Source organism: Bacteroides sp. A1C1 (genome assembly GCF_004328515.1).
GTDB lineage: Bacteria > Bacteroidota > Bacteroidia > Bacteroidales > Bacteroidaceae > Bacteroides > Bacteroides uniformis.
Genome location: NZ_CP036491.1, coordinates 126,192 through 147,000 on the forward strand (window position 1 = coordinate 126,192; position 20,809 = coordinate 147,000).

At 47.4% G+C, this 20,809-nt stretch carries 15 protein-coding genes; 7 read left to right on the forward strand and 8 right to left on the reverse strand.

Annotated features, from left to right (window positions below; translation table 11 throughout):
* Positions 1-37: 37 nt before the first annotated feature.
* Positions 38-1,555 (reverse strand): DUF4301 family protein, encoded by a 1,518-nt coding sequence (locus EYA81_RS00595; RefSeq protein ID WP_117600875.1) that lies wholly within the window; start codon positions 1,553-1,555, stop codon positions 38-40.
* Positions 1,556-1,660: 105 nt separating this feature from the next.
* Here EYA81_RS00595 and EYA81_RS00600 point away from each other — a divergent pair, with 105 nt between their 5' ends.
* Together EYA81_RS00600 and EYA81_RS00605 are read left to right on the forward strand one after the other, a co-directional pair.
* Complete coding sequence (locus EYA81_RS00600; RefSeq protein WP_131225258.1) at positions 1,661-3,880, forward strand: bifunctional (p)ppGpp synthetase/guanosine-3',5'-bis(diphosphate) 3'-pyrophosphohydrolase; 2,220 nt, start codon at positions 1,661-1,663, stop codon at positions 3,878-3,880.
* Positions 3,881-3,896: 16 nt separating this feature from the next.
* Complete coding sequence (locus tag EYA81_RS00605; protein WP_117600877.1) at positions 3,897-4,268, forward strand: diacylglycerol kinase family protein; 372 nt, start codon at positions 3,897-3,899, stop codon at positions 4,266-4,268.
* Here EYA81_RS00605 and EYA81_RS00610 read toward each other — a convergent pair.
* The 3 genes from EYA81_RS00610 to EYA81_RS00620 form a co-directional block, all read right to left on the reverse strand.
* Positions 4,244-5,221 carry an MFS transporter gene (locus tag EYA81_RS00610; protein ID WP_117600878.1) on the reverse strand — a complete coding sequence of 326 codons (978 nt, stop codon included), beginning with the start codon at positions 5,219-5,221 and terminating at the stop codon, positions 4,244-4,246. The two genes, EYA81_RS00605 and EYA81_RS00610, sit on opposite strands and share 25 nt — an antisense overlap.
* Entirely contained in the window at positions 5,202-6,023 is an 822-nt protein-coding gene (gene panB / locus EYA81_RS00615) for a 3-methyl-2-oxobutanoate hydroxymethyltransferase (protein ID WP_025832138.1), read from the reverse strand. Before panB ends, EYA81_RS00610 begins: the two co-directional genes overlap by 20 nt.
* A 69-nt stretch (positions 6,024-6,092) precedes the next feature.
* Positions 6,093-6,740 (reverse strand): HAD family phosphatase, encoded by a 648-nt coding sequence (locus tag EYA81_RS00620; RefSeq protein WP_117600879.1) that lies wholly within the window; start codon positions 6,738-6,740, stop codon positions 6,093-6,095.
* A 118-nt stretch (positions 6,741-6,858) separates the two neighbouring features.
* On the opposite strand from EYA81_RS00620, the gene EYA81_RS00625 reads away from it, so the two are divergent.
* Complete coding sequence (locus tag EYA81_RS00625; RefSeq protein ID WP_117600880.1) at positions 6,859-8,214, forward strand: MATE family efflux transporter; 1,356 nt, start codon at positions 6,859-6,861, stop codon at positions 8,212-8,214.
* 86 nt (positions 8,215-8,300) lie between these two features.
* Here EYA81_RS00625 and EYA81_RS00630 read toward each other — a convergent pair whose 3' ends face one another.
* The 4 genes from EYA81_RS00630 to EYA81_RS00645 are packed head-to-tail and all read right to left on the reverse strand — an operon-like array spanning position 8,301 to position 15,975.
* Complete coding sequence (locus EYA81_RS00630; RefSeq protein ID WP_117600881.1) at positions 8,301-10,604, reverse strand: ABC transporter permease; 2,304 nt, start codon at positions 10,602-10,604, stop codon at positions 8,301-8,303.
* Positions 10,605-10,626: 22 nt separating this feature from the next.
* Positions 10,627-12,930, reverse strand: coding sequence for an ABC transporter permease (locus tag EYA81_RS00635; RefSeq protein ID WP_131225259.1), 2,304 nt, complete (start codon positions 12,928-12,930; stop codon positions 10,627-10,629).
* A gap of 21 nt (positions 12,931-12,951) precedes the next feature.
* Positions 12,952-13,635 (reverse strand): ABC transporter ATP-binding protein, encoded by a 684-nt coding sequence (locus EYA81_RS00640; protein ID WP_005827694.1) that lies wholly within the window; start codon positions 13,633-13,635, stop codon positions 12,952-12,954.
* Between the two features lie 24 nt (positions 13,636-13,659).
* On the reverse strand, positions 13,660-15,975 hold the full coding sequence (locus EYA81_RS00645; protein ID WP_131225260.1) for an FtsX-like permease family protein: 2,316 nt from the start codon (positions 15,973-15,975) through the stop codon (positions 13,660-13,662).
* A 284-nt stretch (positions 15,976-16,259) separates the two neighbouring features.
* On the opposite strand from EYA81_RS00645, the gene EYA81_RS00650 reads away from it, so the two are divergent.
* From EYA81_RS00650 to EYA81_RS00665, 4 genes are all read left to right on the forward strand, one after another.
* Complete coding sequence (locus EYA81_RS00650) at positions 16,260-17,066, forward strand: metallophosphoesterase (RefSeq protein ID WP_044468801.1); 807 nt, start codon at positions 16,260-16,262, stop codon at positions 17,064-17,066.
* Positions 17,041-17,778 carry a hypothetical protein gene (locus EYA81_RS00655; protein ID WP_005827685.1) on the forward strand — a complete coding sequence of 246 codons (738 nt, stop codon included), beginning with the start codon at positions 17,041-17,043 and terminating at the stop codon, positions 17,776-17,778. The genes EYA81_RS00650 and EYA81_RS00655 overlap by 26 nt, the downstream gene beginning before the upstream one ends.
* Positions 17,779-18,088: 310 nt before the next feature.
* On the forward strand, positions 18,089-19,459 hold the full coding sequence (locus EYA81_RS00660; protein ID WP_131225261.1) for a sigma-54 dependent transcriptional regulator: 1,371 nt from the start codon (positions 18,089-18,091) through the stop codon (positions 19,457-19,459).
* A complete protein-coding gene (locus tag EYA81_RS00665) occupies positions 19,449-20,756 on the forward strand; it encodes a PAS domain-containing sensor histidine kinase (RefSeq protein WP_131225262.1) in 1,308 nt (435 codons plus the stop codon). Before EYA81_RS00660 ends, EYA81_RS00665 begins: the two co-directional genes overlap by 11 nt.
* Positions 20,757-20,809: the final 53 nt, after the last annotated feature.

Sequence of the window (20,809 nt, forward strand, 5' to 3'; positions counted from 1 at the left end):
CAATAGTAAATAGTAAATCGTCTAATAGTAAATTCCTTTATTGGTGCTGTTCTCTCAACAAATCATTCACCGTCTTTACCGGATTGAATGTAGTCAGAGGCACTTCTACAAATACAGTATTCCAATCACTCATGGCGCCGTTCCACAAACCGGGAAGTTCAAGCGCCTTCAGGTCCTTGCCGTTCTTGGACTTATAGGAGATGAACCCCGTGGCTTTATCCACATACTTCACAAGATTGAACTTATGTCCTTTATAGTCACGTACAGCGCAAACCAAATCCACCGGATTGAAATGGGTACCCTTTTCAAACATTTCCTTCTTTTCCGGATCGTCCATATCAATCTGCGAACTTTCCAGAATCTGCAGAGAGATAGTGCCGTCACTGTTGTATGCCAAGAACGGACCTCCACCTGGTTCGCCTACGTTCTTCACCATACCGCAGACGCGCATCGGACGGTTCAGTTTTTCTTTCAGGTATATCACCAGTTCGGCATCTTCCAGATTCTTCGTCTCCGGGTTCTTGCAATAGAGTTGCTTCTGCAGGAATTGCAGGATTTCAAGAATTTGTTCGTGTGTATATTTCCCGCTTTCAAGCAACTGCAAATAGGCAAATACCTTCTGCTGCAAAGCTACCAGTACACCGGCAATCAGCTTTTTATATAATACGGTGTCACCCTTCAGTTTGTCGGGTACCACATTGTCGATATTCTTTATGAAGATAATATCCGCATCAAGGTCGTTCAAGTTTTCAATTAATGCACCATGACCGCCCGGACGGAACAAAAGTTTACCATTGTCACGGAACGGTTTGTTTTCCATATCGGCAGCAATGGTATCAGTACTCGGTTTCTGTTCCGAAAAGGTGATGTTATAATCCACCCCGTACTTCTTAGCATAAGCGGCAGCCTTTTCGTCCACCAAAGCCTTGAATAAGGCACGGTGTTCGGGCGAAACCGTGAAATGTACATTCACTTTACCATTTTTATTGACAGCATACAAGGCCCCTTCTACCAAATGTTCTTCCAACGGCGTACGGCTACCGTCTTCATACTTATGGAACTTCAGCAGTCCTTTGGGCAGCGCACCATAATTCAGTCCGGCCCCTTCGAGCAAGGCTGCAACAACCGCCTTGTAGTTTCCGGCAGCAAGCAGAGCCGATATATCCTTTCCGGCAGTTCTCCGGCAAGCGATATTCAGGTCGTCATAGAAGGCAAACTTCTCTATCTTCTCAAAGAAAGTCTTTTCAAAGCCTGTCTGGGGGGCATCATAATCTGCTCCAAGAAACTCAAACAAGTTTTTGAACATACGGCTAGCAGCACCCGAAGCCGGTACAAACTTCACTACCACCTTATCGGTCTGTGTATATGCCTCCCAAGCGTCCAGGTATTTCTTCTGTTCATCCGTATCCGGAGCCAATATCCCCTTCTCTACAGAAGCAGCGGCAGACAGTTTCAAGTATGGAAAACCCTTTTCAAAACAAGCCAACTGTTCGGCTATTTGTTCTTCGGAGATGCCTTTATTTTCGAGCAACTCTTTGTCTTGCGGTGTTATCATAATATCTTGTTTTATTAATTCATGCCCAAAAATACAAAAAAAGCAGAACTGCCGTCAAGAAAATGAAGAAAAAACTTACCTTTGAAGCATAAAATACGGACGATTATGGAAACTGATGAATTTTTCACTACTAAAGAGAAAGATTTACTCTTCTCGCTCTACCGCAAACTGTTGCAACTTTCCGGAGAAACCCTCCAGAAGGGGGACTGCAAAAAGCTGAAAACACATCTTGTCAACACTATACAGAACAACCGTATCCAGCGTGATATATTCGGTTTGAATCCCGTCATCAAAGATATGCAAACGGCTGTCATCGTAGCGGAAGAAATTGGCATGAAGCGCGCCTCCATTCTGGGACTCATGCTGCACGACTCCGTGCGCTGCGGTACTTGCACCGCCCAAGAAGTAGAGCAAATTTATGGCGAGGACGTGGCAGGCATCATCCGGGGATTGATACGTGTAAACGAACTTTATTCCAAAAGCCCTACCATCGAGTCCGAGAATTTCCGCAACTTGTTGCTGACTTTCGCCGAGGACATGCGTGTCATTCTCATTATGATTGCCGACCGCGTAAACATCATGCGGCAGATAAAAGATTGCAAGAACGATGAAGCCCGCCGGCAGGTAGCCAACGAAGCGGCCTATCTCTATGCGCCCCTTGCCCATAAGCTGGGTCTGTATAAATTGAAGTCGGAACTGGAAGACCTCTCGCTGAAATATACCGAAAAAGAGGTTTACTATCATATCAAGGACAAGCTGAACGAGACAAAGGCATCACGCGACAAGTACATCGCCTCTTTCATTGCACCGGTACAAAAGAAACTGGAAGACGCCGGACTAAAGTTCCACATTAAAGGACGCACCAAGTCCATCCACTCCATCTACCAAAAAATGAAGAAGCAGAAATGCCCCTTCGAAGGCGTGTATGACTTGTTTGCCATCCGCATCATTCTGGACTCTTGCCTGGACAAGGAGAAACTGGAATGTTGGCAGGCCTACTCCATCGTAACAGATATGTACCAGCCTAACCCGAAACGGCTACGCGACTGGCTGTCCGTACCTAAAAGCAACGGATATGAGTCACTGCACATCACCGTGATGGGTCCCGAAGGCAAATGGGTGGAAGTACAAATACGTACCGAACGCATGGATGATATTGCCGAACGAGGCCTGGCCGCCCATTGGCGATACAAAGGAGTGAAAGGTGAATCTGGTCTTGACGAATGGCTGACTTCCGTACGCGAAGCCTTAGAGAGCTCGGACAGCAACGGACTGGAAACGATGGACCAGTTCAAACTGGATTTGTACGAAGACGAGGTATTTGTATTTACCCCGAAAGGCGATTTGTTCAAACTTGCTAAAGGCTCCACCGTGCTCGATTTTGCTTTTCATATTCACAGCAAACTAGGTTGCAAATGCATCGGTGCCAAAGTGAACGGCAAAAATGTACAGTTGAAGCAAATGCTGCATAGCGGTGACCAAGTAGAGATAATGACATCGAATACGCAGACACCCAAGCAGGACTGGCTGAACATCGTAACCACCTCTAAGGCGCGTACCAAAATACGCCAGGCGTTGAAGGAAATGGCTGCACGCCAGCACGCCTTCGCCAAGGAAACCCTGGAACGCAAGTTCAAGAACCGGAAAATAGAGTATGATGAAGGAACCATGATGCGCCTCATCAAGCGCCTCGGCTTCAAGGTAGTGACAGACTTCTACCAGGCTATTGCCGATGAAGTGCTGGATGTCAACGAGATTATAGACAAATATCTTGAACAGCAAAAACGGGAAAACGACACACGTGACGATATTGTCTACCGCAGTGCTGAAGGCTATAACCTTCAACAAGGCATACCGGAAGAGATAGGTACTAAAGAAGATGTACTGGTCATTGACCAAAATCTGAAAGGATTAGATTTCAAGTTGGCACGCTGCTGCAATCCCATCTATGGAGATGATGTATTCGGCTTTGTCAGTGTAACGGGAGGTATCAAGATACACCGTTGCGATTGTCCCAATGCCAGTGATTTGCACTCACGTTTCGGCTACCGTATCGTGAAAGCACGCTGGGCCGGAAAGTCACAAGGTACACAGTACCCCATCACCCTGCGCGTAGTGGGACACGATGACATCGGCATCGTGACCAACATCACTTCCATCATTTCCAAAGAAACGGGTATTACCTTGAGAAGCATCGGTATTGACTCGCATGACGGGCTGTTTTCCGGAACGCTGACCATCATGGTAAACGACACGGGACATTTGGAAGCACTTGTCAAAAAACTAAGGACGGTAAAGGGAGTGAAACAAGTTTCAAGGAATTAAATGACAACTATAATCCATGAAGTACGACTTTAAAAAGCAGTTGCGCAGTTTCGGATATGCCTGGAAAGGTATCCGGTGCTGCATAGGAAAAGAACAGAACCTGAGCTTCCATCTGATTGCCACAGTGGTTACGGTGATTGCCGGATTCTTATTGGAGATTACCCGGATCGATTGGATGATTGTTATTCTTTGCATCGGAGTGGTGATAGCAGCTGAACTGTTCAATAGCGCCATTGAAAAGCTGGTCGACCTGGTTTCTCCGGAACGACATCCCATTGCAGGGCAAGTAAAAGACATAGCCGCCGGAGCAGTATTGGTATGTGCTGCAACGGCGGCCATTATAGGATTGATTGTATTTATCCCTTACCTCACCCGCTTCTTCTTATAATAAGGATAGGTCAGCAGCACAAAGAAAAATACGGCAAGCATAGCAGCAACAGATGCCACATGGTATATCTGTACTCTGTCCATCAGGTGGCAAGCCACAGCCATGCCCACCAGCAGCCCTGCTTCCATAAACAAATGGCAAGTGGTGTTTGCCGTTCCACGCTGGCAGTGGTGCGACAATTTGACAAACATCTTCATGAACGGGACTGTAATGAACACCAGTACAGCCAATGCCGCCAATGACCAATAATCGCCCACAAACATCAGCGGTAGCAATGCTCCCGGTACAAAAGCAATCAGCAGCATATTGATGGCAGGTACCCATGCACGCGGCAATAAGAAACGGTCCATATTGCACAGCGACACGCCTATCGGAGCACGGAAAGCCACATATACCCTCGATGCGAAAAATATGCTGGCCAGTCCGACCGCTACGGACAGATAGGTCACCATACGGAAACCATACATCTTATACATTCCAATGCCCAACATAACACCCACCAGCATGCCCAAGCATGCAGCCCATGCATATACCATGTTTCCTGCACTGCGGCGTGTGGAAGTCGTTATGTCGATGGCCACCGTAATGCCCGCTGTGGTTGCCAGCCCGAAACATACTCCCTGCACAGCGGCAAGCAGCAGAAATTTCGTATAACCATCCACAAAGGCATATCCCAGAACAGCCGCCAGCATAATGAGTGTGGAGTAAAGGAGCACGTGCTTCCTTTTATATTCATCGACCAGATAGGCATGAAAAGGACCGACAGCAAACATGGCCACCGCAAAAACCAGAAACATGCTGCCCGCCTGTCCGACGGAAACACCCAACTGCTCTCCCATCACAAAAGGGAGCAAAGGAAAAAGCATATAGACGGATATGTACAGCAACAGATTTGCCGTACACATCCGCCAAAAATTGAGTGTCATAAGTTTGTTAGTACTGTTCTTTCTCATTCGGGAAATCTAAGTTCTTCACATCAGATACATAACGGCTGATGGCATCCGTCATCACTGTATGCAGGTCAGCATAGCGACGCAAGAAACGAGGACGGAAACCGTTATTCATACCCAGCATATCCTGAACCACCAACACCTGGCCGTCCACATCGCCACCGGCACCGATGCCGATAACGGGTATAGTCAACTCACTGGCCACTCGGGCAGCCAATGCGGCGGGAATCTTCTCCAATACCAGTCCGAAGCATCCGGCTTCTTCCAACAAATGCGCATCGCGTACCAGTTTCTCGGCTTCAGCATCATCCTTGGCACGGACAGTATATGTTCCATACTTATTGATGGATTGGGGCATCAGTCCGAGATGTCCCATGATAGGAATACCGGCGCTAAGGATACGTTTCACCGTACCGATGATTTCCTCGCCTCCCTCCAGTTTGAGGGCGTCGGCATGGCTTTCTTTCATAATACGGATAGCGGAAGCCAATCCCTCCAGTTCGTTGCCCTGATAAGAGCCGAAAGGCATGTCGACGATGACCATAGCACGCTTCACACCGCGAACCACGGATTTGCCATGATAAATCATCTGGTCGAGCGTGATGGGAAGCGTGGTGACATTGCCTGCCATTACATTGGAAGCGGAATCTCCCACCAGAATCACGTCTACACCGGCACCGTCTACAATCTGCGCCATAGTATAGTCATAAGATGTCAACATTGATATCTTTTCGCCTCTTTGCTTCATTTCAACAAGGCGATGTGTAGTCACTTTACGAGTGTCGTCTGAAATATAACCCATGATAATATTTACAATTTGGCAATTTACAATTACTCAATTTAATTTTCGGCGCAAAGGTAATCCTTTTTCTGATTACTTGTACAATTGAGTTAATTTATCGTAAGTGAATCCCTGAAAGTCATCCAATACATAATGACACAACGGAGCTATGTCTTCACGGGAATTGGTGGTTGCCAACCCTATAACGGTAGCTCCTGAAGCCATGCCGGCTTTCAGCCCGTTGAAAGAATCCTCGAATACATATGTGGTGTCGGGAGTTGTGCCGAAAACCTCCATACCCAACAGAAAACAATCCGGTGCAGGCTTGGAAGCCGTAAACATCTCGGCCGTAAGGATACGGTCGAAAAGAGTCTTTATTTCGGGATGAACCCGATAGACAGCTGCCATCTTCGCTTCGTTGGAGCTGGTCACTACGGCAGTCTTCACCCCATTCCGGTGTAGGTCGGCAATGAAGTCAAGCACTCCGGGAATAAAGTCGAATGACATTTCCTGTTCAAAGCGGTTCAGCCGTTCGGTAATTTCGGCCTGTTCCTTCACCATGCCCGGAAAAAAGGTGTCATAAATATAGACCAGCGTCTGGCCCTTCACTTTACCTTCAATATCATCCATACCCAAATACTGCTTTCCCATTTCATGCCAGAAGTGACTGTACTGTGTCTCCGTGTCTACCACCACGCCGTCGAAATCAAAAAGTACGGCGGTTGCTTTTGTTGTGTCCATAAACTTTCTTTTACCTAAATCTGTTAATACCAAAACACTATAGTGCACAAAGGTGAGAATAATCTGCGAACCAAACAAATATTTCTTATCTTTGCACTCCTTAATTGACTCATATCAAATGAACAACCCGCATATATTAGGAACCGAGCGCATTGGCAAACTGCTTGTGCAGTATTCCATTCCGGCCATTATAGGCATGACGATTACTTCGTTGTACAACATCATCGACAGCATTTTCATTGGCCATGGCGTAGGTCCCATGGGCATTGCCGGACTTGCCATCACCTTCCCTCTGATGAATCTGGTCGTAGCTTTCTGTACGATGGTATCGGCAGGCGGCTCTACCATTTCATCCATCCGGCTGGGACAGAAAGACCTGGACGGAGCTACCGAAGTCCTGGGAAACACACTGATGTTCTGCCTGGTCAATGCATTCATATTCGGCGGCATCTCATTCATATTCCTGGATGATATTCTGCGCTTCTTCGGTGCCAGCAATGATACGTTGCCATATGCCCGCGACTTCATGCAGGTGATATTACTGGGTACCCCCGTCACTTATACCATGATTGGCCTGAACAATATCATGCGTGCCACGGGATATCCCAAGAAAGCGATGCTTACGTCTATGGTAACGGTAGTCTGTAACATAATCCTCGCTCCCATTTTCATCTTCCAATTTGACTGGGGAATACGGGGAGCTGCAACGGCAACGGTCATCTCGCAGTTCATCGGCATGGTGTGGGTAGTAAGCCATTTCCTGCAAAAGACAAGTGTGGTACGTCTGCAACGGGGGTTCTGGAAGATGAAAAAACGCATCATCAGCAGTATATTATCCATCGGTATGTCACCGTTCCTAATGAATGTTACGGCATGTGTCATTGTGATTATCGTAAACAACAGCCTCCAACAGTACGGAGGCGATATGGCCATCGGGGCATATGGCATTATCAACCGGCTGCTGGTACTCTATGTAATGATTGTATTGGGGTTGACGATGGGAATGCAACCGATTGTAGGCTATAACTTCGGTGCGCAAAAACACGACCGTGTGAAGGCTACCCTGCGTCTGACCATCATTGCCGGAGTATGTATCACCAGTACAGGTTTCCTTATCTGCGAATTGTTCCCCCATGCCATATCTGCCATCTTTACCAGTGATGAAGAGTTGATAGATATTGCTTCCAGAGGCGTGCGCATTGCCGTAGCCATATTCCCGCTGGTAGGCGCACAGATTGTCATCGGCAATTTCTTCCAAAGCATCGGGAAAGCGAAAATCAGTATCTTCTTATCGCTGACACGCCAATTACTGTATCTGTTGCCGGGACTACTGATATTCCCGCATTACTTTGGGCTGGACGGCATCTGGATATGTATGCCGGTATCGGACTTCTTTGCTTTTGTAACGGCTGTTATAGCTTTATGGATATATAATACCCGATTATCTGTCAAGAGTAGATTTACGAAAGATTAACGGTGGATCCCGGAAAACACATCATCCATACACCCCAAACGCATGATGTGTTTACCTTGAGCAGGCCATCCAAGTGGGAAAATATCTTATTCACTCTTGATGCTCTTTACCGGATTTTCGTTGGCAACATGCCATGATTTCATCACTACACATCCCACGATAAATGCAAGCAACAAAAAGCCGATACTGATATATCCGACGATAGGCAGTAGTACCACATCACTAAACTGACTGATCCAGATTTGCCCTACCTCATAAGCTCCAAGTGTTCCAAGCACTACAGACGGTATGGCAATCCAAAGCACATCACGCGACAGCAATCGCAATATACCGGATGTTTCCGCTCCATTCACCTTACGAATGGCAATCTCTTTGGAACGTAAACGTATTTCATCATCCACATATCCCACCAGCCCCATTAAAATGATAAAAAGAATGGTGAAAGATGCCCATAAAGTGACATCGCGGAAGACACGTACAGATTCGGCATAATTGCCCAACATTTGCTCCATAGAACGGAACACAAGGTCATCTTGTGGATATAGACGGCTCATTTCCTCATTCAGTCGGCGCAGGTTGTCATCAAACGGTTCTTTAAGACGGGCTTCCAGACAAAATGCGGTACCTTCAAACCATTCTATCATAACGGCTTCACTGTCGTTGGTACAGCCGACAAATGCAAAACTATCCAACAAACCTACCACCGTACCATAATCATTCACCTGCTTGCCAATGGGGCTGTCCGTCCAATGCATTTTCTCACAGAACGTGCTGTTGACCAGCAGTTGGTGTTTCCCTGTGAGGTTATGTCCCTCTTTCAATTTCAAACCGATAAAAGGCAAGTAGTCACTATCGAACCACGAATTACGCGGATAGAACATCTCGTTGCCTTGAGCGTCAAGTATCGGGCGATTGGCTCCAAAGCCCGTTATAGAGCGTTCGGCCGAGGCAACCGCCTCTACATAGGGCAAGTTACGAAGTTGTGTACGTAACAGATCAGCATTCACTTTTCTCTGGAAGATAGACACTACACGTTCCGGTCGCCAACCACGGTCGCGCCCTACCATATAGCGGTATTGCAAGAACACCATCAGCATCATACCTATAATGAATGCTGCACCCATAAACTGTACGAAGAGCAATACCCGCTTCCATCCCCTGCGGCCGGAAGTGTAACGCCTGAATACTTGCGTCACGGGAATACGGGCAAAGAGCATGGCAGGTAAGCATCCTCCAAAAACAAACAAGACCGCCACTACCGCCAAAGGCGCATATAAATGCTGCCAATCGAACAATACGGCAAGAGGGACTGCCGCCAACTCCTCCATCCGCTCATGGAAGACATAAACCAATATTCCGACTACCAACAATGCCGCACTTATTACTATCGCCGTTTCCACCAGAAACATACAGAAGATACTGCCACCTGATGCACCACTACATTTATGTACGCCTATCGCTTTGGCACGTTGTGTCAACGAAGAAATGGAAATCAATACATAATTCAACGTCGTGGTGAAAAGTAACACAGCACCCAAGAAAAACATAATCCAAACCATTTTGCGGACTTGCGCTTCACCCAGATGCACACTGCGGATAGGTACAATATGGACCGACAGTTCCAGCCCGCTATCCGATGGCAAGTGCCGTGCGACAGCCGCTGATATCCGTTCGTTCAACCAATCGGCATCTTGCGGACTGCGTAACCGAACGAAACCGTCATAATTCCCACCACTCTGCCATCCCATTCCCCACTGCGTGTACTTCTCTATATTCGAGAAAGACACAACTGCTTCGGGACGCTTATACAAAGAAGTATTCAAAGGAACATCCCGAAAAATACCTTTAACAAGCAAAGTAGCTTCATGCCCCCAGAAATCGTATGACACAGTCTTACCTATGGGATTTTCATCACCAAATACCTGCCGTACTGCCGTTTCTGAAAGGAAAACTACATCTGGATTCGCTAAATCCTGCGGATTTCCTTTTACTACATCCAAACCGAGAACAGAAAAATAGAGCGTATCAGCAATCACTGTCTTCAATTCCAACGGACGGTTACCCAACTTATAATCGTCATCGAATAGTGAACAACTGACCGTAGCCCCTTGCACCTTATCTGAAAATTCTTCAGCTATAATGCCAGGAATCGGAATAATGGTGTAGAAACTCTCTCCTCCTTCCAATACACCATTCTTCATCCAACCCGTCTTCACAATATAAAGGTTATCCGGATCATGATAAAAGCTATCAAAATTCAACTCGAATGCAATCCGCGCAAATAGGAATACGGACATCAACAGTCCCAATGCTAACGATACGATTTTAATGGCATTGGTCCCCTGTCTATGCAATAAACTTTGCAATGTATAATAAATGTGACTACTCATCATAATTTCCTGAAGTTATTCTTTATTCACTCTTGATACTGTCTACCGGATTCTCATTGGCAATCTGCCATGCCTTGAATACTACACAACCGATGATGAGCAATAGTACAATGCATGCAATAAGCAAGAATCCGCAGATACCAAAATCCACTCCCTCCACAAACTGCTCTATCCAGACACCGCCTATATACCAGGCTCCCAGCCCTCCAAGAAAAACGGCCGGCAAGGATATCCAGAATATATCCTTCGAGAAAAGCCGGAGAATGGATGACGCTTCCGCACCATTCACTTTACGGATGGCAATTTCCTTGCTGCGGCGTTGTATCTCGTCATTGATGTAGCCAATCAACCCCATTAACGTAACAAAAAGGATGGTTATGGCAGCCAGTAAAGCTGCATTACGGAAATCCGTGACGGTACTGTTCTGGTCGTCAATGACCTTTTGGAACGAGGAAAATACAATGTCACGGGTGGGAAACAGCTTTTCCATGTCTTCATTCAAACGCTTGAGGTTATCGTCAAAAGGCTCTTTCAGACGTAATTGGATGTTTCCGGAAAATCGGTCAAGATAAGTTGCATACATAGGTTGCACCGCCACATAAGCGGCATTGGATGTGGCAAAGTCTTTCAGTACACCTACAATATTGCCCGCTATGCGATCGCCGTTGCGCACTTGCCTGCCTATCGGTTTATCTTCCCAATGCATCATTTTCAAAAATGTTTCATTGACCAATATCTGCCCAGGAGCATCCATATTCTTGCCTTCCGCAAATTCCAACTTCATAAACGGGGCATAGTCCTTGCCAAATTCCACCCAACGCATGCTCATCCACTGCCCGTTATCAGTCGTAACCCCTTCTCCGCTCAATCCATCTGTAAGAAGATTACTGCTACAAGCTCCATCTTCCACATAAGGCAAAGAAAGCATCACACTACGATTGGCATCGCTTTCCGCATCCGAGTCAAAGGATACGCCCGAAGCATAAGCCACCCGGTGGTAATCGAATCCACGTTCTTTATTGGTGATGTAATGGCTCTGCATAAGCACCAGCCCCAACAAGCCGAAAATAAAGGAGGTACCGGCAAACTGCACAAACAAGAGCGGACGTTTCCAGCCTTTCTTGCCTTCGGTGTACCGGCGGAAAACCTGCGTCACCGGAATGCGGGCAAAAAGCTGCCCGGGCAACATGCCGCCTATCATAAACAAAATGACTATCACTGAAAGCGGTGCCCAAATGTTTTCCCAAGAGAAAAGACCGGCAAGACTAACGTCGAGCATGTCCTCCAACGGCTCACGGAAATTAAATAGAAGCAGCGCTACAAGCAGCAAGGAAAAAAGCATGATGACTCCGGTCTCCCATAAGAACATACCGAAAATAGTTCCCGTATTTGCCCCACTACATTTATGTACGCCTATAGCTTTGGCACGACGGTTCATGGCTGAGATGGAAATAAGCACATAATTCATCGCCACAATAAAAAGTATGGCGGTTCCCAGCGTCAACAGAATCCATACCATACGCATGGTACTGATACCAAATTCCATACGGTAGTCCTTTATCGGAACCAGACTGATAAACACATCATCGCTCTTGCGCACCTGCTCGGCAAGTTTCTCTATTCGGGTGTTCACATCGTCCAGTTGCACCCCCGGGCGCAGACGGACAAAGGACATATAGCTGTCTCCACCTCCCCATCCCCAGTATCCCCAATGATGCTTGAAGGAGGTAGCCAAAGACATCACGACACCACTTCCATAGAAACTGGAGTTTTCGGGAAAATCCTCAAAAATGCCCTTCACGGTCATTGGCATCTGTTTGTTATAGACCACCGTCTGCCCGATGGGATTCTTATCGGCAAACATGCTGCCGGCCAGCTCCCTGCTGATGAAGACTACCTCCGGATTATTCAGCTCGCGAGGGTCTCCACTGACAACATCAATGCCCATAGTGGCAAAGAAACAAGAATCGGCCGTCATGGCATTGGTCTGGAAACGGCGTTCATTGGCAAACCAAGCCGAATTGCTCCACCATTGCTGAGTGACGGTAACACTCTCCACCTCGTCAGGCAGGTTTTCGGCAATAGTACCAGCCACCGGTCCAAGAGTTATGTGCGAAGGATGATACTCGTTGTTGTAATACCATACTGTTTTGACAAGACACAAACGTTCATGGTCCTTGTAGCAGGTATCATAATTGAGCTCGAATGCCTGACGGGAAAAAATGAGGATACTGACTGCCAACCCCAGTCCCAGAGAAACAATCTTGATGAGGTTGGAGCCTTTTCCTCGTATCAATGTCTGGAGAGTGTAATATAGTTGTCTCATGGAAGTTGTTTTAAAAGTCCGTTACAAATCCTGCGCTGCCACACTTGCCACCACACTACCGTCGAAAAGATGTATCGTGCGGTGTGCAAACGAGGCGTCGTGCTGGCTGTGGGTCACCATAATAATCGTAGTACCCTCTTTATTCAGTTCTGTCAACAGATTCATCACCTCAGCTCCGTTCTTGGAGTCCAAGTTACCGGTAGGCTCATCGGCGAGTATCAGCTTGGGATTGGTTACGACCGCACGGGCTATCGCCACACGTTGCTGCTGACCGCCGGAAAGCTGTTGCGGGAAGTGTTTGGCACGGTGGCTGATGTTCATTCTTTTCAGTATATCCTCTACCATACGCTTACGTTCACCCGCCTTTACGCCAAGATACGTAAGGGGAAGTTCCACATTCTCGTAGACGTTCAGTTCGTCTATCAAGTTGAAGCTCTGGAACACGAATCCCAGTTTCCCCTTACGTACGCGTGTACGTTCCTTTTCTTTCAAGTCCGCCACTTCCTGGCCGAGTAACTTGTAACTGCCCTCAGTAGGATTGTCCAGCAGTCCCAGAATATTCAGCAAGGTGGATTTGCCGCAACCGGACGGCCCCATAATGGCTACAAACTCTCCCTCCTTTACATCGAGGTTTACGTGATTCAATGCTACCGTCTCTACTTCCGAAGTACGGAATACTTTGCTGATGTTGTTAATCTCAATCATGATATTTAATGTTTTAATATTGTTTTATTCGCTCTTAATACTATTCACCGGATTCTCGTTCGCTATCCGCCAGGACTTCCAAAGTACGCAGGCTACGATAATCACCAAATTGACCATCACTACCAGTACGTATACTGCCCAACTGATGGGAATACGCTCCGCAAACTGTTCCATCCACATTCCGTTGACATACCATGCCAATACCGTACCGATGACAACTGCCGGAGCCGCCACCACAAGTATATCCCTCGACAGCATTTCCAAGATACCGGAAGCCTCTGCCCCGTTCACTTTACGGATGGCAATCTCCTTACTGCGGCGGCGCACCTCGTCGGTAGTATACCCAATCAGCCCCATCAGCATGATGAAGAACATGGTCACTGCCGCCATCAAAGTGGCATTGCGGAATACACGGACAGAATTATAGCTGTTCTCTATCCTTTTCTCATAACCGGTAAAGTCAATGGTCTGGTCATGGAAAGCCTCGGCTACATCGTGGTTCAACTTCTGCAGATTTTCGGTAAAGGGTTCTTTCAAACGAACATGTACCGTTCCATAAAAATTCTTGTTCCCACGGGCTATGAAAGGCATCTTCTCGGTTCTGAAACTCTCTATCTGGAAATCCTTCAACTGCCCTACGACCTTGAATGTATTCCCTTCGGTATATACCGTACGGCCCACGACGTCGTCTCCCCAACGCATCATCTCGGCAAAGGTCTCGTTCACCACGACTTCCTCTTTATCGCGCGCCATACGTCCCGTCTTCATAGTCATGCCCATCAAAGCAGGAAAGTCCTCGCGCATGAAATAAGAAGAACGGCAAGAGAAAAGTGCCTGCCCGCTCTCACTATGAATCATCGAACCGCTATATCCGCTAATGGGCGTACTGTTGGCACTGGACACCGCTTCCACGTAGGGCAATCCTTTGAAGAACTGATAAGCCGCGTCACGCGTCGCTTCATTATCCCAGTAGGCATTGCCTATGGCTATCTGCTTGGGATTATACCCCATATCCTTTTTCAGTACATACTGATATTGCGACATCACCACACACATCAATCCACTGATGAATGCCACGCCTGCAAACTGGACAAACAGCAACGGACGCTTCCAGCCCTTCTTCCCCTCGGTATAGCGGCGGAACACCTGCGATACGGGAATACGCGCAAAGAGCCGACCCGGCAACACGCCTCCCACTATAAACAGCAGAAGCACTACCGACAACGGTACCCAGATACGCTCCGGAGCCAACAAGGTGGAGAGCTTTACAACGACCGTGTCTTCCACAAAATCGCGGAAGTTGAGCATTATCAACGCCATCAGCAGCAATGCCGCCACAATGATGATACCCGTTTCCAGCAAAAACATGCTGAAAACCGTGCCACCGCTCGCACCGCTGCATTTATGTACGCCTACCGACTTGGCGCGGTAGCTCAAAGAGGAAATGGAAATCAGCACATAGTTCAACGCCGCAATGAAAAGAATGGCAAAACCAAGAATGCTCATGATGACACGCATCCGCTGCACATCATCATAATTGCGGTATGTATCACGGATGGGCTGCACAAAAGCCGTGTAACCGTACTCTTTCTTATCTTCTGCCGGGCGATATTTGTCTATCATGGCATCAATACGCGCATTGACAACAGATTTGTCGGCACCGGGACGGAAACGGATAAACTCTACCCAACTGTCTCCCCCGCTCCACGAGTAGTTATTCCAGTTGCGGCTCCACAAGGTAGGCATCGAGATAACCGCTTCCGGATTGATTGTGGCGTTCTCAGGCAAATTGGCATAGATTCCCTTCACCGTCAGGTCAAACTGATGGTCATAATTAAGCGTTTTCCCTATAGGATTCTCCTCACCGAACACTTTCCTTGCAAAGCGTTCACTCAAGAAAATAATATCCTTCTGCACCAAGTCCTTTTCGGGATTCCCGTTCAGGACGTCGATACCCATGGTACGGAAGAACAGCGAATCGGCTGCAATCTTCCTGTCATCAAGACGCACGCTTCCATTGTAAAGGGGAGCAGATACCATAGACGTGCTCAAACTTACCGCCGACTCCACCTCTTTGGGGAAGTTCTCCAAAATGGCCCCTGCCACGGGACCGCAATTCCACTCCTGAGGCTCAAACTTCTCTCCTTTCACCGAGAATATCGACCATACCTGATACAAGTTATCATAATCCTTGAAGCAAGTGTCAAAACTCTGTTCATATGCCACGCGGGAGAAAAGCAGAATACTCATCGTCAATCCCAATCCCAAAGAAATGACCTTGATGATATTCGAACCGCGTCCCCGCAGTAAAGTCTGAATTACATAATAGATTTGTTTCATTCCGTTTATCGTTTATTAGATTTATTTTCTTGCTTTTCATATTGCAGAAAGCGTGCCAAAGAATGCACAAATCTGATTATCAATGCATATTGCATTTCAGAAGAAGACAAAGGTGTCTAATTTTTAGACACTCCCGTCTAAAAATTAGACAGAGGCCGAATCTCTGTTCAGCCTCATAGAACAAAAAAAAGGGAAATTAGAAAAGAATCCATAAGAATGAAAACTTTACCTTTGCCCACAGTTTTCTAAAGATAGAGTATAAACGTAAAATGAAGCACCTGCACATGAAATTCCCCAAACTCTTATATCCTTCATTCCTATGCCTGCTTATAGCCGGCTGCGACATGATAGATTATCACCCTTACGATGTACACATCAGCGGTGAAACCGATGTCAATGCCCACAACATTGCCCAAATAGAGCAGAACTGCCAGAACAAGACAACAATCCGGTTCGTAACAATGGGTGACTCCCAGCGCTGGTACGACGAGACCGCCGATTTTGTAAGCCACCTCAACAAGCGGGACGACATAGATTTCGTCATTCATGGCGGAGACGTCAGTGACTTCGGTGTAACAGACGAGTTCCTTTGGCAACGGGACATTATGAACAAACTCAAGATACCCTATGTGGTACTTCTCGGCAATCACGACTGCCTGGGCACGGGCGAAGAGACTTATCGTGCAATATTCGGAGACCCCAATTTCTCCTTCATTGCAGGACGGGTAAAGTTTGTCTGCCTGAATACCAACGCCATCGAATTTGACTACTCCCGCCCCATTCCCGACTTCGAGTTTCTTGCCGCACAGATACGCGACCATGAAGAGGAATTCGATAAAACCGTTGTGTCCATGCATATACGCCCGTTCTGCAACGAGTTCAACAATAATGTGGCACACGTATTCCAGCGTTACATCAAGGAATTTCCCGGACTGCAGTTCTGTACATCCGCACACGAACACCATCGCTTCGAGAAAGACCTCTTTGAAGATGGGATAATGTATTACATGAGCGACTGCATGAAGAACCGCAATTACTATATATTCACCATAACCCCCGACGGATATGAACGCGAAGTGGCATATTATTAATCATCTGGCATGCGCCGTCGTCTTCTTGTCGGTATGCTCTTTTTCTGCTTTTTCACAAGAGAGAGATACCATCTTCATCATAGAACACGATACCGTATGGATGGACCTGCAACCGGATGCCGTCATTGAAAGCCAGACCAGAGAGAACCGTTATGACCGCCGCGTACACCGCTACCGCAGGCATTGGGAGGCCTTGATTCCGACGCACACCAAAATTCAGTTTGCCGGCAATATGGGGTTGCTGTCATTCGGTACCGGATGGGATTACGGCAGAAGAAACCAATGGGAAACAGACGTATTCTTCGGAGTATTGCCCAAATATGACTCCAAACGTACCAAGCTGACATTCACCGTCAAGCAGAACTACCTTCCCTGGAGCCTGCAAATAAAACAGAGCCGTTTTTCTGTAGAACCGCTGGCTTGCGGTATGTATCTGAACACGGTATTCGGCGATGAATTCTGGGTCAATGAACCGGAACGCTACCCTAAAGGATATTATGGTTTCTCCTCCAAGGTACGCATCCATGCATTCTTAGGACAGCGCATCACTTACGACATCGACCCGCAACGACGGTTCACGGCCAAGGAAATCACTTTCTTCTATGAAATAAGTACATGTGACCTATATGTAGTCAGCGCTTTCACCAACAAATATCTGAAACCCAAGGATTATCTGAGCTTGTCGTTTGGCATCAAACTGCAACTGCTATAAGTTCTTTTTTCAGTACCGCCATGAACTCTTACTGAAGTTGCTGCCAACTAATTTCTGTTTTACTTAAATCTATCCGTCCCACAATCGTTATATTATCGTCCGACAGTTGTTGAATTATCGTCCGACAGCTGTCGGACGATAATTCAACAACTGTCGGACGATTAATTCTTAGTAAGCAAAAATATAAAATAAAGCGGCATAAGGATTTGCTAAATGAGAAGGAGAATCTTAATACTTTGAAAACTGAGAGATTTACCGAATATAATACAGATAAATCATTAACTTTGCCTGCAGAAAACAGAAATAGTTTATGGCAAAAAAAAATGGAAACATCCTGATTGTCGATGATAACCGAGGCGTACTTACCGCCTTGCAGCTTTTGTTGAAGCCATATTTTGAAGGGATAATCACACTTCCCTCTCCCGTAACCCTGCCCAGCGTATTGCGGGAAAGGTCATGGCAAGTGGTTCTTCTTGACATGAACTTCACCTCGGGCATCAATACCGGCAACGAGGGACTATACTGGCTCCATGAAATAAAGAAGCTATGTCCCACCCTGCCCGTAGTGCTGTTTACCGCTTATGCCGACATTGACCTTGCCGTACGGGGAATCAAGGAAGGAGCCACAGACTTCGTCGTGAAACCCTGGAACAATCAGAAACTGGTGGAAACCTTACTGAATGCCGTATCAGCTTCTGAAACAAAATCTCCGGCCAACGGCCCAAATGCCAGACGTACGGCAGAAAACAACCACCCGCTTGCGGATATCCGCAACATGTATTGGGGAAACAGCTCCGCCATGCAGCAACTTCGCCTCTTGGTGGAAAAAGTGGCCTCTACCGATGCCAATATTCTTATTACGGGCGAGAACGGCACCGGTAAAGAGATGCTGGCACGCGAAATCCACTCCCTTTCACCGCGCAACCGGCAGGACATGGTAAGTGTGGATATGGGTGCAGTCACCGAAAGCCTTTTCGAAAGCGAACTGTTCGGCCACGTGAAAGGCTCTTTCACCGATGCCCATGCCGACCGTGCCGGCAAGTTCGAAGCAGCCAGCCACAGCACCCTCTTTCTCGATGAAATAGGCAATCTCCCCTACCATCTGCAAGCCAAACTGCTGACCGCCATCCAACGCCGCAGCATTGTCCGTGTAGGCAGCAACACTCCCATTCCCGTAGACATACGGCTGATTTGCGCTACAAACCGCAATCTGCCCGAGATGGTGGCAAAAGGCGAATTTCGCGAGGACCTGCTATACCGCATCAACACGATACATCTTGAGATACCCTCGTTGCGCGAGCGGCCCGAAGACATCATCCCCCTTGCAGAACTTTTCATCGCCCGCTTCTGCAAGCAATATGACAAGCCCCCCGTCAAGCTGACGGACGGCGCCTGCGAGAAGCTTACGCTCCACCCCTGGTACGGCAATATCCGCGAACTGGAACATGCCATCGAAAAAGCCATTATCATCTGTGACAACGAAACCCTTCCTGCAGAACTGTTCCAGCTGGCACGGCGAACCGGCACTCCCGAAGCAACCGCATCCACGCTCGAAGAAATGGAAATGCAGATGATACGGAAGACGCTCGACAAATGCAGCGGAAATCTCTCTGCCGTCGCCGCACAGCTGGGTATCACCCGCCAGACGTTGTACAACAAAATGAAGAAGTATGGCCTTTAATTATTCATTCCGCGTTGCCGTCAGTCTGGCAGTAGCACTCCTTGCAGGGGTGATGTGGACTGTAGACGTATTTTGGGGCGCGTTCTGCACTGCGCTGCTTCCCATAGCCCTGTACTGGCAGCAAAGGCTATACCGCCATCATGTGCGGAAGGTGCTTTTCATGCTCGACGCCATCGAAAACAACGACAATGCCATCCACTTCTCCGAAACGGAAAACACTGCCGACGCACGCCTCGTGAACCGTGCATTGAACCGGGTTGCCCATATACTTTATAATGTGAAAAGTGAAACAGCCCAGCAAGAAAAGTACTACGAACTCATTCTGGACTGCGTGAATACCGGTATCCTTGTCCTGAACGACAATGGTGCCGTATATCAAAAAAACAGTGAAGCCCTCCGTTTGCTGGGCCTCAATGTCTTTACCCACGTCAGCCAGCTGAACCGCGTGGATCCGCGTCTTTCGTCCCTTCTTGCCAATTGCCGCCCGGGAGACAAATTGCAAATGCCTTTCAACAACGAACGAGGCACTGTAAACATGTCTGTCCGCGTCAGCGACATTACAGTCCGTAAAGAGCATCTTCGCATCCTCGCCTTGAACGACATCAACAACGAGCTGGATGAAAAGGAAATAGATTCCTGGATTAGGCTTACCCGCGTACTGACGCACGAAATAATGAACGCCGTCACTCCCATAACCTCCCTGAGCGATACACTGCTGGGACTGACCGAGGCACAAGCCTCCAAAGAAGAAATCAGAAACGGCCTGCAGACTATCAGCAGCACGGGCAAGGGCCTGCTCTCTTTTGTGGAATCATACCGGAAATTCACCCGTATTCCCACCCCCGAACCATCCTTGTTCTATGTAAAAAGTTTTATCGAGCGGATGGTCGAACTCGCCCGTCACCAGCACCCCGATGTCCGGGTCACCTTTCATACGGACATCGCGCCAAGCGACCTTATTCTATATGCCGATGAGAACCTGGTATCACAAGTAGTCATCAACTTACTGAAAAATGCCATACAAGCCATCGAATCGGATAAAAATACAGATAAAGAAGGACATATCAACATACGTGCCTACTGCAATGAAGCGGAAGCCATACTGATAGAAATTTCCAACAACGGACCTGCCATTCCCAATGACATTGCCGAACACATATTTATCCCCTTCTTTACGACCAAAGAGGGTGGAAGCGGTATTGGATTGAGTATTTCCCGGCAAATAATGAGGCTTTCCGGTGGAAATTTATCCTTATTGCCCAGTAAAGAAACCACCTTTATTTTAAAGTTCAATTGAACTATTTTAGATTTGTATTTGTTAAACACAATGCATATCTTTGTACTATTAGA

Bases quoted from the DNA above. Each gene is read 5' to 3' on its own strand.
- EYA81_RS00595 (WP_117600875.1), bottom strand. From the start codon at position 1,555: ATGATAACACCGCAAGACAAAGAGTTGCTCGAAAATAAAGGCATCTCC.
- EYA81_RS00600 (WP_131225258.1), top strand. From the start codon at position 1,661: ATGGAAACTGATGAATTTTTCACTACTAAAGAGAAAGATTTACTCTTC.
- EYA81_RS00605 (WP_117600877.1), top strand. From the start codon at position 3,897: ATGAAGTACGACTTTAAAAAGCAGTTGCGCAGTTTCGGATATGCCTGG.
- EYA81_RS00610 (WP_117600878.1), bottom strand. From the start codon at position 5,221: ATGAGAAAGAACAGTACTAACAAACTTATGACACTCAATTTTTGGCGG.
- EYA81_RS00620 (WP_117600879.1), bottom strand. From the start codon at position 6,740: ATGGACACAACAAAAGCAACCGCCGTACTTTTTGATTTCGACGGCGTG.
- EYA81_RS00625 (WP_117600880.1), top strand. From the start codon at position 6,859: ATGAACAACCCGCATATATTAGGAACCGAGCGCATTGGCAAACTGCTT.
- EYA81_RS00630 (WP_117600881.1), bottom strand. From the start codon at position 10,604: ATGAGTAGTCACATTTATTATACATTGCAAAGTTTATTGCATAGACAG.
- EYA81_RS00635 (WP_131225259.1), bottom strand. From the start codon at position 12,930: ATGAGACAACTATATTACACTCTCCAGACATTGATACGAGGAAAAGGC.
- EYA81_RS00640 (WP_005827694.1), bottom strand. From the start codon at position 13,635: ATGATTGAGATTAACAACATCAGCAAAGTATTCCGTACTTCGGAAGTA.
- EYA81_RS00645 (WP_131225260.1), bottom strand. From the start codon at position 15,975: ATGAAACAAATCTATTATGTAATTCAGACTTTACTGCGGGGACGCGGT.
- EYA81_RS00650 (WP_044468801.1), top strand. From the start codon at position 16,260: ATGAAATTCCCCAAACTCTTATATCCTTCATTCCTATGCCTGCTTATA.
- EYA81_RS00655 (WP_005827685.1), top strand. From the start codon at position 17,041: ATGAACGCGAAGTGGCATATTATTAATCATCTGGCATGCGCCGTCGTC.
- EYA81_RS00660 (WP_131225261.1), top strand. From the start codon at position 18,089: ATGGCAAAAAAAAATGGAAACATCCTGATTGTCGATGATAACCGAGGC.
- EYA81_RS00665 (WP_131225262.1), top strand. From the start codon at position 19,449: ATGGCCTTTAATTATTCATTCCGCGTTGCCGTCAGTCTGGCAGTAGCA.